General features: G+C 43.5%; 16 protein-coding genes. 11 read left to right on the top strand and 5 right to left on the bottom strand.

Annotation, left to right across the window (positions count from 1 at the left end):
• The first annotated feature begins 415 nt into the window (after window positions 1-415).
• From purM to ACFP56_RS08750, 6 genes are all read left to right on the top strand, one after another.
• Window positions 416-1459, top strand: coding sequence for a phosphoribosylformylglycinamidine cyclo-ligase (gene purM, locus ACFP56_RS08775; RefSeq protein WP_379233442.1), 1044 nt, complete (start codon window positions 416-418; stop codon window positions 1457-1459).
• A complete protein-coding gene (purN, locus tag ACFP56_RS08770; RefSeq protein WP_379233440.1) occupies window positions 1459-2064 on the top strand; it encodes a phosphoribosylglycinamide formyltransferase in 606 nt (201 codons plus the stop codon). The genes purM and purN overlap by 1 nt, the downstream gene beginning before the upstream one ends.
• A 146-nt stretch (window positions 2065-2210) precedes the next feature.
• Complete coding sequence (gene purH, locus ACFP56_RS08765) at window positions 2211-3758, top strand: bifunctional phosphoribosylaminoimidazolecarboxamide formyltransferase/IMP cyclohydrolase (RefSeq protein ID WP_379233438.1); 1548 nt, start codon at window positions 2211-2213, stop codon at window positions 3756-3758.
• 250 nt (window positions 3759-4008) lie between these two features.
• Window positions 4009-5274 (top strand): phosphoribosylamine--glycine ligase, encoded by a 1266-nt coding sequence (gene purD / locus ACFP56_RS08760; protein ID WP_379233436.1) that lies wholly within the window; start codon window positions 4009-4011, stop codon window positions 5272-5274.
• A gap of 711 nt (window positions 5275-5985) precedes the next feature.
• Window positions 5986-6855 carry a polysaccharide deacetylase family protein gene (locus tag ACFP56_RS08755; protein WP_379233434.1) on the top strand — a complete coding sequence of 290 codons (870 nt, stop codon included), beginning with the start codon at window positions 5986-5988 and terminating at the stop codon, window positions 6853-6855.
• A 180-nt stretch (window positions 6856-7035) separates the two neighbouring features.
• Window positions 7036-7860 carry an alpha/beta hydrolase family protein gene (locus ACFP56_RS08750; protein ID WP_379233432.1) on the top strand — a complete coding sequence of 275 codons (825 nt, stop codon included), beginning with the start codon at window positions 7036-7038 and terminating at the stop codon, window positions 7858-7860.
• A 132-nt stretch (window positions 7861-7992) separates the two neighbouring features.
• On the opposite strand, the gene ACFP56_RS08745 is transcribed toward ACFP56_RS08750, so the two are convergent.
• Window positions 7993-8439 (bottom strand): carboxymuconolactone decarboxylase family protein, encoded by a 447-nt coding sequence (locus tag ACFP56_RS08745; protein ID WP_379233430.1) that lies wholly within the window; start codon window positions 8437-8439, stop codon window positions 7993-7995.
• 115 nt (window positions 8440-8554) lie between these two features.
• On the opposite strand from ACFP56_RS08745, the gene ACFP56_RS08740 reads away from it, so the two are divergent.
• Window positions 8555-9454: a sigma-70 family RNA polymerase sigma factor gene (locus tag ACFP56_RS08740; RefSeq protein ID WP_379233428.1), complete on the top strand. Its 900-nt coding sequence runs from the start codon at window positions 8555-8557 to the stop codon at window positions 9452-9454.
• Between the two features lie 90 nt (window positions 9455-9544).
• On the opposite strand, the gene ACFP56_RS08735 is transcribed toward ACFP56_RS08740, so the two are convergent.
• The 3 genes from ACFP56_RS08735 to ACFP56_RS08725 are packed head-to-tail and all read right to left on the bottom strand — an operon-like array spanning window position 9545 to window position 13291.
• Entirely contained in the window at window positions 9545-10696 is a 1152-nt protein-coding gene (locus ACFP56_RS08735) for a Ger(x)C family spore germination protein (protein ID WP_379233426.1), read from the bottom strand.
• A 2-nt stretch (window positions 10697-10698) separates the two neighbouring features.
• Window positions 10699-12201 carry a spore germination protein gene (locus ACFP56_RS08730; protein WP_379233424.1) on the bottom strand — a complete coding sequence of 501 codons (1503 nt, stop codon included), beginning with the start codon at window positions 12199-12201 and terminating at the stop codon, window positions 10699-10701.
• Complete coding sequence (locus tag ACFP56_RS08725; RefSeq protein ID WP_379233421.1) at window positions 12191-13291, bottom strand: endospore germination permease; 1101 nt, start codon at window positions 13289-13291, stop codon at window positions 12191-12193. Before ACFP56_RS08725 ends, ACFP56_RS08730 begins: the two co-directional genes overlap by 11 nt.
• Before the next feature lie 161 nt (window positions 13292-13452).
• On the opposite strand from ACFP56_RS08725, the gene ACFP56_RS08720 reads away from it, so the two are divergent.
• The 3 genes from ACFP56_RS08720 to ACFP56_RS08710 all read left to right on the top strand — a co-directional run bounded on the left by ACFP56_RS08720 (window position 13453) and on the right by ACFP56_RS08710 (window position 16344).
• Entirely contained in the window at window positions 13453-14508 is a 1056-nt protein-coding gene (locus ACFP56_RS08720) for a DUF3048 domain-containing protein (protein ID WP_379233419.1), read from the top strand.
• 198 nt (window positions 14509-14706) lie between these two features.
• Entirely contained in the window at window positions 14707-15324 is a 618-nt protein-coding gene (locus ACFP56_RS08715) for a DUF47 domain-containing protein (RefSeq protein ID WP_379233417.1), read from the top strand.
• Between the two features lie 24 nt (window positions 15325-15348).
• A complete protein-coding gene (locus tag ACFP56_RS08710) occupies window positions 15349-16344 on the top strand; it encodes an inorganic phosphate transporter (RefSeq protein WP_379233415.1) in 996 nt (331 codons plus the stop codon).
• Between the two features lie 183 nt (window positions 16345-16527).
• Here the strand turns inward: ACFP56_RS08710 and ACFP56_RS08705 are convergent, their stop codons facing one another.
• A complete protein-coding gene (locus ACFP56_RS08705; RefSeq protein WP_379233413.1) occupies window positions 16528-17151 on the bottom strand; it encodes a hypothetical protein in 624 nt (207 codons plus the stop codon).
• A gap of 211 nt (window positions 17152-17362) precedes the next feature.
• Between ACFP56_RS08705 and ACFP56_RS08700 the strand changes: the two genes are divergently transcribed.
• Window positions 17363-17653 carry a YerC/YecD family TrpR-related protein gene (locus ACFP56_RS08700; protein WP_379233411.1) on the top strand — a complete coding sequence of 97 codons (291 nt, stop codon included), beginning with the start codon at window positions 17363-17365 and terminating at the stop codon, window positions 17651-17653.

Below are 17653 nucleotides of genomic sequence, written 5' to 3'. Positions count from 1 at the left end.
TGAACGCTAGCGAAAACTCCGTTGCTCACGTACTAAAAGCGTACGCTGCGCTACTCTTTTTCTACTAGCGTCCAAGCTTCTTGGTCCTGAAGCCTGAGCTTATAGAGCCTTCATTGAAAGAGGTAGCTCTATAAGCTCAGGTTTGATGACGATGTTAAGCGTTGTAGTAGACTCGACGGCGAACAGAATTTTGAATCGCTTTTCGTGTTACGAAAAGCCATCGCTGAAGTATAAAAGAAAAAGCAGATGCTTTCAAGCTCTGCTCATGAATAATTAAGAAGAAGCTTCCGAAGTACTTTTCGTATCATAGAAGAGTAACACGGAAGAACGAAAAGCAGATGCTTACGAAGTGAATGATTCATTCGAAGAATGAGCTCGAAGCTCTGCTTATGAATAATTTTTAGGAGATGACAAAATGTCAGAGGCGTACAAAAAGGCGGGCGTTGATATTGCAGCCGGCAATGAAGCTGTAGAACGGATGAAGAAGCACGTTAAGCGTACTTTCCGTCCTGAGGTTATGGCGGATCTTGGTGGCTTCGGTGGCTTGTTCAGCTTGAATAAGGAGAAGTACGAGGAGCCTGTATTGGTATCCGGCACTGATGGTGTTGGCACAAAGCTTAAGCTTGCTTTTGCAATGGATAAGCATGACACAATCGGGATCGACGCAGTAGCAATGTGCGTCAATGATATTATTGTTCAAGGTGCGGAGCCGTTGTTCTTCCTTGATTACCTGGCTTGCGGCAAGGTTGTGCCTGAGAAGATTGAAGCGATTGTTGCTGGTATCTCTGAAGGCTGCGTGCAGTCTGGCTGCGCGCTTATCGGCGGCGAAACAGCTGAAATGCCTGGCATGTATTCCGAGGAGGAGTACGACATTGCTGGCTTTACGGTAGGCATTGTTGATCGCAAGAAAATGATCGATGGTCAATCAATTGCTCCTGGCGATGCTGTTCTTGGCTTCGCATCCAGCGGCATCCACAGCAACGGCTTCTCGCTTGTTCGTCGTTTGCTGCTAGAAGAGGCTGGCTACTCCTTGCAGGATGAGCTTGAAGAGCTTGGCGGCGCTAAGCTTGGCGATGTCTTGCTTGAGCCAACTAAAATTTATGTGAAATCTGCATTGAAGCTGATCGAGCAAGTAAATGTGAAGGGGATGGCTCACATTACAGGCGGCGGCTTCATTGAAAATATTCCACGCGTGCTTCCAGAAGGCGTTAACGTTGATATTGAATACGGTTCTTGGCCGATTCTTCCGATCTTTGAGCTTATGCAGCAAAAAGGAAGCATTACAAACCGTGATATGTTCACAACATTTAATATGGGCATTGGGCTTGTTGTGGTTGTTCCTGCTGAGCAGGCGGAGGAAGCACTCCGTATTGCAAATGAGCTGGGCGAAAAAGCATATCGAATCGGAACGGTGACGGAAGGCGATCGCATCGTTACGTTCACGGGAGCAGAAGTGTAATGTCATTACGCATCGCTGTATTTGCGTCCGGCAACGGCTCGAATTTTCAAGCTATAGCGGATGCGGTGCAAGCAGGGAAGCTCGATGTCTCCATCGAGCTTCTTGTTTGTGATAAGCCCCAAGCGCCAGTCGTTGCTCGTGCAGAACGAGCTGGTGTTGAAGCATTTGTATTCAAGCCCAAGGATTATGCTTCTCGTGAGGCGTATGAGCAGGAAATTTTGCAGAAGCTGAGAGACAAGCAGGTTGATCTTGTGGTGCTCGCAGGCTATATGCGCATCATTACGTCTGTTCTAGTTGAACCGTATGAAGGAAAAATGATCAATATTCATCCATCCATGCTGCCAAGCTTCCCCGGTGTGAATGCGATAGGACAAGCGCTGCAATATGGTGTCAAGGTAACAGGAGTGACAGTTCATTTTGTAGACGGCGGGCTCGACAGCGGTCCAATTATTGCACAGCGAGCAGTAGACATTTTGCCTGGAGATACAGAGGAATCGGTCGCTGCACGTATCCATGCTGTTGAGCAGGAGCTGTATCCACAAGTGATCGAATGGATTGCAGCAGGGAAAGTGAGCATTGAAGGTAGACATGTGGTCATCGATTAAGATGTGCTGCTTAAGATGGTCGTCGGTTGAGGTCGTCTTACAAAGGAATAAACGCAGGCTTAAAAAGCAAGCTTAGCTATCATAGATTCAGCTCGGAAATTGGTAAGGACCGCGCTGCGGTTAAATAGATTTGGGAGGGTATAATAGTGGCGATTCGTAGAGCGTTGATTAGTGTGTCCGACAAGACAGGAATTGTGGAATTTTCAAAAGCATTGGCAGAGCAAGGAGTAGAAATTATCTCAACTGGCGGTACGTTTAATTTATTGCAAAAAGAAGGCGTGCCGGTTATCGGAATTTCAGATGTAACAGGCTTCCCGGAAATTTTGGATGGTCGTGTTAAAACGCTTCATCCAGCAGTTCACAGCGGCTTGCTGGCTGTGCGTGATTCTGAAGAGCACCAACAAGCGATGAAGGAGCTAGGCCTTGACTACATCGATCTTGTCGTTGTAAATCTGTATCCGTTCAAGGAAACAATTGCGAAGCCGGACGTTACGTATGAGGATGCAATCGAGAACATTGATATCGGCGGTCCTACTATGCTTCGTTCCGCAGCCAAAAACCACGCATTTGTTACCGTTGTCGTTGATGCTTCAGATTACGCTGGTATTCTTGAGGAAATTAAAGCAGAAGGCGATACAACGCTAGAAACACGCAAGCGTCTTGCTGCTAAAGTATTCCGTCATACAGCATCGTACGATTCGCTAATTTCCAACTATTTGTCTAATCTACAAGGCGATCCACTGCCTGAAACGTATACCGTTACGTATGAGAAGGTGCAGGATTTGCGTTATGGCGAAAATCCGCATCAGCAAGCAGCGTTCTATAAGAAGCCTCTTGCTGCAAGCGGTAATATCACAACTGCTGAGCAGCTACATGGCAAGGAGCTTTCCTATAACAATATCAACGATGCCAACGCAGCGCTAGCGATTCTAAAAGAATTTGAAGAGCCTGCTGTTGTAGCGGTTAAGCATATGAACCCATGCGGCGTAGGTATTGGTGCAGATATTCATCAAGCGTATCAAAAAGCGTATGAGGCTGATCCAACGTCGATCTTCGGTGGTATCGTAGCGGCAAACCGTACAATCGGTGCAGATACTGCGGAGCTGCTTGGCTCGATCTTCCTTGAAATTATTATTGCGCCAGACTTTACGCCTGAAGCGCTTGAAATTTTAACGAAAAAGAAAAACATTCGCTTGCTTAAGCTGGGTGAGTTTACAACAGCAGCAGATCGCAAGTCAGAGTGGGTCGTTACTTCTGTTGATGGCGGCATGCTAGTTCAAGAAAGCGACGTTCATCATCTAGCTGTAGATGATCTTCAAGTTGTAACAGATCGCAAGCCAACTGAAGACGAGCTTAAGCAGCTGTTGTTTGGCTGGAAGGTCGTGAAGCATGTGAAATCAAATGCGATTCTGCTTGCAAAGGATGATATGACGATTGGCGTAGGCGCTGGTCAAATGAATCGTGTCGGCGCTGCTCGTATTGCGATTGAGCAGGCTGGTGAGCAAGCAAAAGGTGCGGTCCTTGCTTCGGATGCATTCTTCCCAATGGGTGATACAGTAGAGCTTGCGGCGAAAGCTGGTATTACTGCTATTATTCAGCCTGGCGGATCGATTAAGGATGAAGAATCGATTGCTGCTGCAAATGCGCATGGGATTGCGATGGTGTTCACAGGCGTTCGTCATTTCAAACACTAATTAGGGGAAAGTTCAAAGGCTTGACTTTGATGACGAAGTATTGCGTTGTGGCTTATTCGGCATCGAATATTGGACGCTAGCGAAAACTCCAGTGCTCACGTACCAAAAGCGTACGCTGCGCTCTTCATTTTCTACTAGCGTTCAATCTTCTCGGTCCTGAAAGCCAAGCTTTTGAACTGATAATTTTAAACTTTCAACATTAAGCCAATCGTTTTGAACGATTAATAAGAGATAAAAAAGGAGGACTATTGTGAACATTCTTGTTATTGGTGGCGGTGGTCGCGAGCATGCGATTACATGGGCATTGAAGAAAAGCAGCAAAATTAGCAAGCTGTATTGCGCGCCAGGCAATGCCGGTATTGCACAAATTGCTGAATGTGTGCCTATCGGTGTTTTTCAATTCGACGAGCTAGTCGCTTTTGCGAAGGAAGCTAGCATTGATTTGGTATTCGTTGGTCCAGATGATCCGCTGGCTCAAGGAATTGTCGATGCATTTGAGGCTGCTGGCATTCCCGCATTTGGCCCGAATAAGGCTGCAGCAGAAATTGAAGGCAGCAAAATCTTCATGAAAAATCTGCTTAAGAAGTACAATATCCCGACAGCGAAGTATGAAACGTTCACGAGCTATGACGCTGCTCTTGCTTATTTGAAGGAGCAGGAAGCGCCGATTGTTATTAAAGCGGACGGACTTGCAGCTGGTAAAGGCGTTACCGTTGCGGCGACGCTGGAGGAAGCGGAGGCAGCACTTCAATCTATAATGGTGGACAAGGTGTTTGGCGAGGCAGGTAATCAGGTTGTTATAGAAGAATTCCTTGCTGGACAGGAAATGTCGATTCTGGCATTTGTCGACGGTGAAACGGTTAAGCCGATGGTGCCAGCTCAGGATCATAAACCCATTTTCGATGGTGACAAAGGGCCGAACACTGGCGGTATGGGAACCTATACGCCGCTGCCTCATATTGATCCAGCAATCGTTCAGGATGCGATTGTCAACATTATTGAGCCGACTGCAAAAGCAATGGTCAGCGAAGGTCGTCCATTCCGTGGCGTCTTGTTCGCGGGACTTATGATTACGAAGGATGGTCCGAAAACGATTGAATTCAACGCACGTATGGGCGATCCTGAAACACAGGTTGTGCTTCCGCGCTTGAAAACAGATCTGCTAGACATCGTGCTTGCAGCGATGAACGGCACGCTGGCTGATCTGGACATCGAGTGGGATGATCAAGCAGCGGTATGCGTTGTGCTTGCATCTGAAGGGTATCCGGGCAGCTATCCGAAGGGCAAGGTCATTACAGGTCTTGCAGAGGCTGAAGCAGCAGGAGCGCTTGTCTTCCATGCAGGTACTGCAGAGCAGGATGGCAAGATTGTAACAAGTGGTGGACGCGTATTAGGAATCGTAGGCCGTGGAGCAGACATTGTAGCTGCTCGTGAGCATGCATACAAGGCGATTCAGTCGATCCAATTCGAAGGCATGCAGCATCGTTCAGACATTGCAATGAAAGCTTTAGTGTAGCTCGAATCAATCTATTGCTAAAGAAGGCCCTAGACGGTTATCGGATGTGTCCGTGCGTCTAGGCCTTTCTAACATTCAATATTCATCCCACCTAAATTTCAATTCCTCATACGATGCAATACGTCCCCCTTCAATCGTTGCTCTCCATCTTCCTTGAGGCGTAATAACAGAGTGTTGTTATACACCTATGATTTCTTCTCCATAGCAGGCCACAATCAATTCATTTTTCGGGTCCGAATTAATAGACTCAAATGCTACTGTAACTTTAGCGGAGTAAATGGTGTAGGTGGAAAAGCGACAGCGGTTGACTTTGTCACCGCACCATTAACGGAGCGCCGAAATCCGGTGACAACAGCGCAATTGGAAGCGCACCATTAACGGAGCGTTGCTTAAAAATCTGGAAATAGAACGGACACCATTCCCGGAAAAAAAGTTACATCATTTGGCAAAATTCTACCAAACTAGTTCTAAAAGATTAAGATTTTCTCATAAATTTATGATATACTAGACTTATATAGAGTTGTTGTTTGACGAAGCTGGTCAAGTGCACGTGGCATAGCGGATATCAGAGCTCTATACCTAGCTGCATGAATATGATCTGAAGAACGATTGATAGAGGGTGAATGTTTTATGAAACTAAAAAACTTCTATTTCAGGTCATTTCAAGTTGCGGTCTTAGTATTCATTCTAATTGTGATGGCAGGATGCTCATTGTATCCTACTATTGAGCCGCATAATCAAGCTTCTGCTTCATCGACACTTTTTACTCATTTGGTTGTGAGCGAAAAGAGCTTAGAATCGCCAGACTCTGATGATTCAGTCGATGAACAATTGACGATTGGCTTGTCTCCTCCTTCTATTATTACTGGTAATGCAGATTGGGATTCGAAGCAATTGCATTTTTCAGAGATGGATGGAATACAACCTATTAAGGACGTTTTAGATCAAGTCGATGGGGAGCCTGAGAATGAAGAGCAGGCACCGCTAAAGTCAAGTGAAGGAGTGCAGCAGTCAATGAAAATTGCAATTACATTTGATGATGGACCAGATTTGAAATTTACACCTCAAATATTAGATATTTTGCAGGAGAAAGAAGTGCACGCCACGTTCTTTGTCGTAGGTGTTCAGATCAAGAAATATCCTGAAGTGCTGCAAAGAATTGAGGCTGAAGGTCATCTGATAGGCAATCATTCATATTATCATCCAAATTTTACGAAATTGAGTTCTGAAGAGCTAAGCGATGAGATTACAGCTACTGATGACCTTATATTCGGAACGCTTGGTCATGTGCCGACGATTGTACGTCCGCCTTACGGTGCTATTAACGATGAGGTTAAGGTGCAACTGGAGGAAATGGGCAAGTCGGTGATGCTTTGGAATATTGATCCGCGTGACTGGGATGGTGCTTCCGTAGAGGAAATGCGTGACAATATTTTATCCAATGCAAAGGATGGAGGCAATATATTGCTTCACAGCTTTGGCAGCAAACATGTTGTGAATACCGTAATGCTTCTGCCGATCATCATTGATGAGCTTCGTGCCCAAGGATACGAGTTTGTCACAGTCGATGAGCTGTCATGATTTCCGCCCTAATTGTAAATACTTAAACGATAACCAAAGATTATATCGTATGCTAAGCACACGATATAATCTTTTTTGTTTGGCTGGATTGACACATAAAAGTAACCATGATAAGATTTTAATTACAATTCATAGTATACAGGTCGGAATAATATAGATTTATGAACAGGAGGCAATACGATGGAGAGACAACTAACGATATCTCATGAACAATTGGAGCTGACAGCCACGCTGCATTATCCAAGCTTTAATGAAGGACGTACAGGAGATGGTAAGCATCCTGTTATTGTGATTTGCCATGGTTTCGTAGGCAGTCGAATCGGGGTAGATCGTTTGTTTGTCAAAACTGCTCGTGCACTAGCGGCAGAAGGTAATTTTGTGCTGCGCTTTGATTACGGAGGCTGCGGAGAAAGCAATGGAAATTATGGAGAGCTTGGTTTTGATTCGATGGTGGAGCAAACACGTACTATTCTTGATTATGCCAGCGATCTCGATTGCATCGACCCGGCACGAATTACACTGCTCGGACATAGTCTTGGCGGGGCGGTAGCTATCATGACGGCAGTTAAGGATCGCCGTGTGAAGCGCTTGATTCTATGGTCAGCTGTAGGCTATCCATTTAATGATATTGTGCGTATCGTTGGCCGCAAAGGCTATGATGAAGCACATGAAACAGGTCAGACTGATCATTTAGGCTATACGCTAAAGCCTGCTTTCTTCGATTCTTTGATGGAGCATCAGCCCTTTCAAGAAGCGACTCGCTTTTCAGGTAATGTTTTTCTTGTGCATGGCACAAGTGATGATACGATTCCTGTGGATTACAGCTTCCTGTACCAGAAGGTGTTTTGGACTAGAGGAGAAGGTACATGCGAGAAAGAGATTATTTTTCAAGCGAATCATACGTATTCGGCCCATGCACATCAACAGGCTGCCATTAAGGCCACAATTGACTGGCTAAGCAAGCTGGAGGAGCAAAGACAAGACTGGTTCAACTGGTCGATTTAGGTGTAAATGGCAGGGATGCTGCTACATGGCAAAGAAGCATGAACTAAACGAACGGAAAGAGTATGCAAAAGAAGCCCTCTAACGATAGAAGGCTTCTTTTCGTAGTGAGTTAATAGCCTAGATTAGGCCCAGTTATAACAAACAACCTGGTGACATTCCAGTAGCAATACCAATTCGATTCCATGAATTTATCGTATTGATTGCCATAATCAGATCGACATATTGTTTTTCATCAAAATGAGCACGAACATTTTGATAAACATGATCTGGAACCCCACATTCAGAGATATTCGTCACACATTCCGTTAACTGCAATACCGCTTTTTCCTTATCTGAAAATACGGAGACTTCACGCCATACGGTAAGAAGCAGAATACGCTCGAAATGTTCTCCTTTTTTCAACAGATGTTCACCATGCATGTTGATACAAAATGAACAGCCGTTGATTTGAGAAGCTCGTAACTTGATAAGTTCGTACAAGGATGGATCTAAACCACTCTTCTTAATATGAGCTTCAAGTACCATCATTGTCTCATAAACAGATGGATTTGCATCATAATGATTGACTCTTAAATTCATAACAATCTCCTCCAATAATGGTTGATTCATAAATAAGACAATTAAGCTTTATGTTTTGTGACAATCAAAAACGAAAGTGAGGTAGATTGTATCGGCCAAATATGTGAAAATTTAGTTGAAGAGTATCACAGAGGAGGGGGCAGAAATACGATTAGAGGATCTCTATACCGAATATAAGGATTATCTTGTAGGAATAGCATATCGTGTACTCGGAACAGTTGTTGATGCTGAGGATATTGTACAAGACTTATTCTTAAAGCTATCTAATCATGACTGGGACCAGGTAGCTAATGTGAAATCATATCTAGTGAAAACAACGATAAACCGATCGATCAATTTATTACAGTCAAGCTCTTGGAAAAGAGAACAATATCTAGGTCCTTGGCTGCCAGAACCGATTTTAGAAAATATGGAGGAGCAACCAGAATCGTCAACCGAGAAAAAGGAGCAGATCCAATATGCGTTGCTTGTAATGCTACAGAAGCTGTCTCCACCAGAACGAGCGATCTATATCCTCAAAGAGAGTTTAGGTTATCGTTACAGTGAAATTGCTTCGATGATGTCTTACACGGAGAGCAACTGCAGAAAAATTTTAAGTCGGGCTAAGCAGAAGTTAGATCAAGCGCGACTTGATGAGGTTGATGGATCAAAAGAAGAATACGAAGCCTTGGTTCATTTATTTATTCATGCTACCCGCACAGGAAATTTTACAAGCCTGGTTCATCGATTGCTTGATGAAGTTATTCTTATTACGGACGGCGGTGGTAAGACGAAGGCAGCTTACAAACCTATTTATGGTGTGAATCGTGTTATGGCTTTTCTATATGGTGTTACGGCTAAAGGAGCCTTTATAGGTGACATGACTGCAGTATCTTTCAATGGTGAAACGGGGATTAGGCTAACACGTCAAGGTCAAACCATTATGGCGATTAGTTTTCAGTTCGATGCAACACATCGCATTAAGTACATATACATGATTATGAATCCAGATAAGTTAAGGAATGAATCTAAGTAATTCAAAAAAATTGTTAAAAAGCCCGAATGACTGGATATACGGGCTTTTACTATTACTAATGCTACATGACGCTTCTTGAGGTTAGCTGCATTAAATCTGGCGCTTATACTTACCGTTATACGGGACGACAACCTCGATGTCCAAGCGCTCGATGGATTGCTCAGTAAGGATGAATTGTTCACCATTCTTGGTTAAGTTCTTCCAAGCAGTTGGGTATCTGAGTCGAAAATAATGCATGAGGTTAAATAAGTCAATTTCCTCCTCTACCCCAACTTTATACATTTGCATAATTTCCTCTTTGATTAGCCCCTCTGCCAACGCGATCATGTTGTCGTATTCAATTTCTTCTATATACTCATTCAAACTGCCTTTATAGGTAGCCTTTATTACAAATTTGGGTTCGCCATTTACAAGCTTTACTTTTCTCTTTATCTTATTAATCTCAATGGTTAACACGCCGTAGATTTTCTGCTCTTCCTTAAGCAGGAGCATCGTTCGGGACATTCGTGGATCCATCCATCGCATTCCCTTTAATTGCTCTTTTGTAAACGTTCTTTTCACTCCGGCTGTTGTTTCAAAATATCCTCCAGTTACCTCTAGCAGTTTTAATTGCTTTTCATTGCTTTTCCAGCTTTTTTCATTGAAACCGATGCACGGAACTTGAATGATGCGATCAGGCTCATTGAGATATGATAAATACTTGAACATCCTGATAGGTGGTATGGTTGAATACTGTCTAAATGTATTGGCTGGCATATGCAGGATAGAAAAGAGTGAGGTACGCTCATAAAACGAGTTCGTTAGCATGATTTCCTCTATTGAATCCTCCGTAACATATAGCCATGTATTATAGCGATTCTCAGGGAAGCGATAAACACGCTCAACAATTTCAGAATCGAGTGTTTGCAATGCTCGATGCGATACGATAATTGCACGAGTTTGTCCCCAATCAATTCTAACCTGTGCCGAGGAGTAAAGGTCAGCAGCTGCCATATTAACTGAAGGTCCTGAGCCTTTGCCGACATACGTATTCTCCTTGGAGCTACTGCCTTGTCCCTCTAGCCTTGCAACATTCTCGAAACGAATGATTTGAGCATAGATATAGTAGGTTTCACCATCATAATCAAGACCTAGTGTCGTTACATAATGCTGATTTGCGAGGTTTGTTGAACTCCAGCAGCCGCTTAGGAGCAGAAGAAACAGGAAGATGCTTATAATTCTAATCATTGTGAACAGGCGCATCATTATTCATCCTTTTTTGTTTTCTTCGTATGCAGGTAGCTAGGGCGAATTTCTCGATAGCCAAGTGGAACCTGGAACAAGGAGATTAACAGGTTTTTCAGGCTAAAGGGCGATAAAGGCGTAAGATATGGAACGCCGAATGAGTGAAGGCGCGACAGAAACAGCAGCAATAGCGCGTAGGCAATGATGACACCGTAAATGCCAAGTATTGCACCAAGTAAAAAGGCTAATAAGCGCAAGAAGACTACGCTGCTTGTCAGCGATTGATTGACGAGTGTAGCGCCACTAATAATCGAGATTGCAGCTACAACGACAATAATTGGAGAAACCAGCCCTGCTCGAATGGCCGCTTCCCCCATAATAAGACCGCCTACGACTGTGATCGTTTGTGCCATGTTGCTAGGCATACGAACACTAGCTTCGCGGAACAGCTCCATAAAGGTCATGATTAAAAACATCTCGATCGAGGCTTCCATCGGTATGCCTGTACGAGATATTGATATCGTAGCCAGCATCGTAAATGGCAGCTGATCTGGATGAAAGGTTGTAATCGCAATATAAAATGCAGGGATGAAGATTGAGATTAGCAGCGCCGTTAACCGAAATAAATGTCCTACGTTGGAGGCAAAAAGTGGAAAGTAAACATCCTCCGGTGATCTTAACAGTGAAAAAAAGTTGCCCGGCGCAATAATGGCTTGCGGATTGTTATCCAAAATAAGCACAAATCGCCCATTCAAAAGATTATTGGAAACAAAATCAGGTCGTGATGTGTAATCGACCGTAGGGAACCAGTAAGTCTGATCGCCTATCAATTCTTCTAATTGACCTACCGAAATGACCTGCTCTGTGTTTATATTGGCAATACGTCCTTTAATCGTATCAATCAGTTTGGAATTCGCAATGTTTTTCATATAGATGAGTGCAAGCTTTGTATCTGTGAGCGTACCTATCATAAAGGTTTCGACTACAAGCTGCTCGTTACGAATTCGCTTGCGAATAAGTGCTATATTGGTGCTTAAATCCTCAACAAGACCATCTTTTGGGCCCCGTATAGACAGCTCAGAGGAAGATTCCTCTGGCGTACGAACGGGGACTTGTGCAGAGTTAATTGCCATGATGACCTGAATGGAGGGGATTACGCATAACAGGTTACCTTCAAAAAGCAGGTTTGACATTTTGCGAATGGTTATAGGCTCCTCCAGTGTTGAGACTGCAATCCAGTTAATAACGGGAGATTGTTCAAGATGTCGAACAGAAGCGAAACCGGTTTGTTCAAATGCCCGGGAAAGCATAGGCAGGATCGTTTCTTTCAACTCCTCTTTTTGAATCAAAACCTCTGACATAATCAGTATCATTTCAACTGGTTTATTCGAATAAAAGCGACTGGTAGGGGAGCTTGTGCTGTAATATTTTTTGAAAATGAGTATGTCGGCTGATTCTGAATAGATAGACTGAAATTGTTCACTGGTTAGTTCATTCATATCAATTTGGCTGTCACGATCCATGTTGTCCAAGCTCCTTTCTTTGCACAATCCATTGTGTAAAAATAATTGCAAACGTTAATACAAGAACAAAGGATGCAAGCAGTGGAAAATAAATATTTTGCAGCATATGGAGCATTAGATCTTCTCTCCATCTCAGAAACAGCAGACCGAATAGAATAACGCTTAGAATGGAAAGCAATATGGTCCGTTGTTTGTTTTTCTTGAATTGAAATACTTCAATCATTAAATACAGTGATATGGCAGTTCTTATAATTGAACCCGAAAGCCATTGATAGATAGATAAAAAATCGACATGCTGCATCAGCTCGCCAAGACTTAATATTTTCCATTGATCGAAGGTCGTATGACGCTGCTTGATAGCTTCGGTTGGACCAAATTCTGTAATGCCACCGGTAATCGGACCAATCACGATCATAAGGAAAAAGAGAGCCAGAAGCAACAGCTGTATCTTGGTGAACTTCTTTTTGATATGGTGCGCGAACAGAATCATGATCCATATATCCATTAAGGAAGAAAGCACATAGAAGCTCCCATGAATAGCAGGGGTATAGCCATGATCGAATATAGGAAACAGCAATGACATGTCCTTGTATTTTGTGTTGGAGAACGATACGAAATAGCCAAGAAACGTCACAAGCGGCAATAGGATGGACGAGACAACCGCGATGGATTGCAGTCCAGAGATTGCCATGCCGAAACAAAGCAGCAGCATAACTAAGGAAATCGCTGCAATAGGTGTTTGTTGCAGATAAGTGGAGTTAGTCCACATCATCGTATCGATGACAGTATAGAGTGCATTGAAAAACAAGATGCACGCAAATACGATTTTCATGCACCATGTTGCGATTTTACCCCAGTGCTGGTCAAGAAAATCGATAAATGAGCGGCCATCTAGCTTATGAATCACTCGGAAATAGATGTAAATCCAAAAAATAAAGAATGGAGCTGCAATCAGTACAGATACCCATGAATCCCGTCCAGCAACGTTCAAAATTACAGGAAGTGCCATGACGTGGGAAACCAGTCCCGTACTTAAGATGATCGTAGAAATGGCAAGCCATAAGCTTATATTCCCACGTTGAAAATCCATATCGCTTCATTCCCTCACTAATTGTTACCATTAGGATGTGATAGCAATTGGATTTTTAGTCGTTAATTGGAGAAAAAATCAAGACATGCTTTTCAATCTATGATTAAATAAAAGAGTGATTAAAGTCGAAGGCATCTAATTGAGGAGGTATAACAACTAAAATGAAGCGAAAATTTGGACTCATTACATTATGGATTGCATTGTTGGTGATAAGTGCCTGTGGGCAAGACAATAACAAAAATACGCCACCGGTTGAATCACCGCCAGTGGTAGTGGAATCAACTCCAGAGCCAACACCTGCTTTATATGAGCATTATGCATTATTGTCTGGGCACGGGATGTTGGAGCCTAATCAAGCCCGTCCAGTCGCGGTTTTGATTAATAATTTGGCACCTGCACGACCGCAAAGCGGATTAACAGAGGCTGATGTCATCTGGGAAGTGCTTGCGGAGGGTGGGATTACAAGGCTTGTAGCAATTTTCCAAAGTGCAAGCGAGGCTGATTTTGATATTGGTCCGGTTCGCAGCAACCGTCCTTATTTTATTAGATTAGCGGACACCTATGGAGCGATTATTGCACATGCAGGAGCGAGCAATGATGCGTACGCGATTCTGCAGCGGCAAAACAAGCCGTATTTAGATGAAATAAAAAATGCTGGCGCTTATTACTGGCGAAGCTCAGAGCGTAAAGCACCACATAATTTATATACGAACTTAGGCAAGCTTCGTGAAGGAGCAAGTAAAAAGGGATATGCGGAGGAAGCAGCGATTCAAGGCTATCGTTTTATGAGCGAGATGGAAGCTGAAGAGATTCCAGTAGGCTCCATTAAGCAGCTGGAAGTACAGTTTCAGCTTAAAAACTATCGTGTAGGCTATCAATTTGATGAGAGTGAGCGTGTCTATCTTCGCAGTATTAATGATGAGCCTCATATTGATAAAAACAACGAGAAGCAGCTGTTTGCGTCTAATCTTATTTTTATGCAGACCGCTCATCAGGTGCTTGATAGCGAAGGCAGGTTAAGTGTGAATCTGGAATCAGGTGGGGACGCCCTCGTAATCCAAAATGGTCTTGCTGTTGAAGGATCATGGATACTTGCCCAGGACGGGATGATTCGCTTTATGAAGGATGGAACAGAGATCAAGCTGCTGCCAGGGAAAAGTATTATCCATATACTACCAGAGGGAAAGGCTATTACCGAGCATGCAGTATGGGAATAATTGAAATGATATTAATCGACCTGATTCGCCGTTCGTTTTGCGAAGATGGTCGAATTTTTTCATATTTGTGAAAAAAATTATTAATGTTTCATTAAATTTTACATTCCGTTAACAAATGAAGGTTACACTATTTCATGGCGAACAAGCATCTGAGGTTGTGAGCTACCATTCTGTAGGATAAGGGGATTGACATTTGACATGTTTAACAAGAACAAAAAAGATATTTTCTTCAGTACCTTTGAAGAGATGGCAGATACCATTGTAGAAGCAGCGGAATACTTCGCCAAAGGTGTAACGGATCTCTCCGATATTGAATCGTTTGTTAAAAAGATGAAGGAGTATGAAAGCAGCTGTGACGCGAACACGCATACGATATTGAGTGAGCTGAATAAGGTGTTCATTACACCTATTGAACGTGACGATATTATGGCGTTAACGACTTCTTTGGATGATGTGATGGATGGTCTTGAAGCAACAAGCATGCGTTTCTTAATGTATGGCGTAAAAGAAAAGGACGAGCATATTACGGGCTTTGCAGATATTCTTGTTCGTTCAGCTCATCAAATCAAAAGCGCGATTCAACTACTTACTCAGAAGAAGCTTTTGCCGATTCGTGAACATAATATAGCGATTCATGGTCTTGAAAATGAAGGCGATGATTTACTTATATCCTCTATTACGAAGCTGTTTGCCGAGGTAACAGATCCAATTGAGCTTATTAAGCGCAAGGAAATCTACGAGCGTCTTGAGCAAACGACAGACTGCTGTGAGGACGTAGCCAATACACTTGAAAGCATCGTTATGCGTAACAGCTAAGCGGGAGAGTAGAGGTCAGAGCAAATGGAGATATATGTACTTGTCGCTGTTGTCTTTCTTGCGTTAGCATTTGATTTTATAAATGGGTTTCATGATACGGCTAATGCGATTGCTACGTCCGTATCGACTCGAGCGTTAAAGCCGCGAGTAGCTATTATGCTTGCTGCTGTAATGAACTTTCTTGGCGCTATTACATTTACAGGAGTAGCGAAAACAATCGGGAGCGGGGTTGCGAATCCCGCTGATCTCCAGCACGGAGTTGAGGTCGTCATCTGTGCGTTGATCGGGGCGATTGCATGGAACCTGATCACTTGGTGGTTCGGTATTCCGTCTTCCTCTTCTCATGCGCTTATTGGTGCGCTGGCTGGTTCCGTTATTGCAGCAGAGGGCTTTGATAAAATCAATGCTTCAGGATTTTTAGATATACTAAAAGCACTGCTTATTTCGCCACTTATTGCATTTGTAGCAGGTTTTATTATCATGTCGATATTCAAGATCATCTTCGCCAAAAGAAGTCCCCATGCGGTTAATAAGGGCTTCCGCTCTGGGCAGGTTGTGACAGCGCTGTTCCAGTCCTTCTCGCATGGTACGAACGATGCGCAAAAAGCAATGGGTATTATCGTATTCGCCCTCGTTGCTGCTGAAGTACAAACAACAATGGATGTACCGTTATGGGTTAAATTTTCAGCTGCGCTAGCGATGGCGCTCGGTACTGCAGTTGGCGGTTGGAAAATTATTAAAACGATGGGCACGAAAATATTTAAAATTGAACCGATCAACGGCTTTGCTGCCGATATGGGTTCTGCACTTGTTATTATTACTGCGACCTTCCTGCACTTGCCTGTAAGTACGACGCATGTCATTACGTCCTCTATACTTGGGGTAGGCAGCGCGAAGCGCTTTGCTGCTGTGAAGTGGGGAGTTGCAGGACGCATCGTCATTGCATGGTTTATTACGATTCCGATTTCAGCCGGGATCGCAATGGGCAGCTTCTGGTTGTACAAAACCTTATTCCTATAGCATGATGAGGCAGGCTGGAACAACTCAGCTAACAAATAAACCCGAACTATACGAAACGGCTTTTGGGGTTAGTCCCTTGGCAATTTCGTTATCGTTCGGGTTTCTTTATGCGTGATTTGCACGTACAGCTTATTGTGCGGCTCCAATAAGGATGAGATTAGTTGGTCCTATTCTCATTTCATATCATCTGATGCCTTGGCGTCTTGTTAAAGGTGTGGAGCGGCGTGGTGAATGAGCACGCCCTTGGCCTTGGCGACCTGGCCCTGGAACATTGCGCCGTACAGGAACGGAACGATTCGTTCTGGTTGGACGTGGTCTTGTCGAACGCACACGTCGTCTTGCTGGAACGGGTGCTTCCGCAGCCGGGTTATTGTTTTTTTTGCCTAAAACGCCCGTTACTACTTTAACCATTGGAGCAATCTGACCTACTGTACTGACAACCTTTTGCACAGTAGTCACGGTACTTAATATGCCTTCTAAACCGCCAAAGCGATCCACGAGGCCTTTCAGTTCATCAACATTTGCATATTTGGTTAAGCTGGCAAGATTAAAGCCGCCTGAACTGGACTTTTTATCTTTTTCTTTGTCCTTTTCCACGACAGCTACAGCCGTACTAGTTGTACTTTGCGCCGGTTGAAAAGGAGATATACTTGCGCTAGTTGTGTAATGTGCTTGAGGAGGGCGTGCTGGAATGACTGTGCCCCCATGTCCATGTCCGGCTTGTTGAGGATGAAAGGTTGAAGGGTGAATGCTCTGTGACGGATTTCTCCGATAAGCATAGGCTTGATTATGTGGAGAGGAACTCATCTTCAATCACAACCCTTTTTTAGTTTCGTTACGATAGCATATGACATAGGCATATGCATGGATTGGATATTCGCCTATATTCGGATAAAAAATTAGACAATCGGCTATTTTGTCAGGTTCTGTATATCTTTAAAGCGTGAATACGGTAATGTTTGAACTATTCCCCAAATCACGCTACAATAATAGAAATAGACTGTAAGGAGAGATTCCTTTGCAATTAAAAAAGTTGAATGATAAATCGATTGACCAGCTCTTTGAAGCGATATTAACGTTAAAAAATGTAGAGGAATGCTACATATTTTTTGAGGATCTATGTACGGTAAATGAAATTCAGTCGATGTCTCAGCGACTAGAGGTAGCACGCATGCTGGGTAATGGCAGCACCTATAACCAGATCGAGTCGGAGACAGGAGCTAGCACAGCTACGATTTCTCGCGTAAAACGCTGCTTGAATTATGGCACTGACGGGTATAAGCTTGCCTTGGATCGCATAGGAAAATAA

The organism is Paenibacillus septentrionalis, from assembly GCF_042659865.1.
GTDB lineage: Bacteria > Bacillota > Bacilli > Paenibacillales > Paenibacillaceae > Pristimantibacillus > Pristimantibacillus septentrionalis.
Note: the sequence above shows the minus strand (reverse complement) of the source record. Positions and strands in the feature narration are given on the sequence as shown.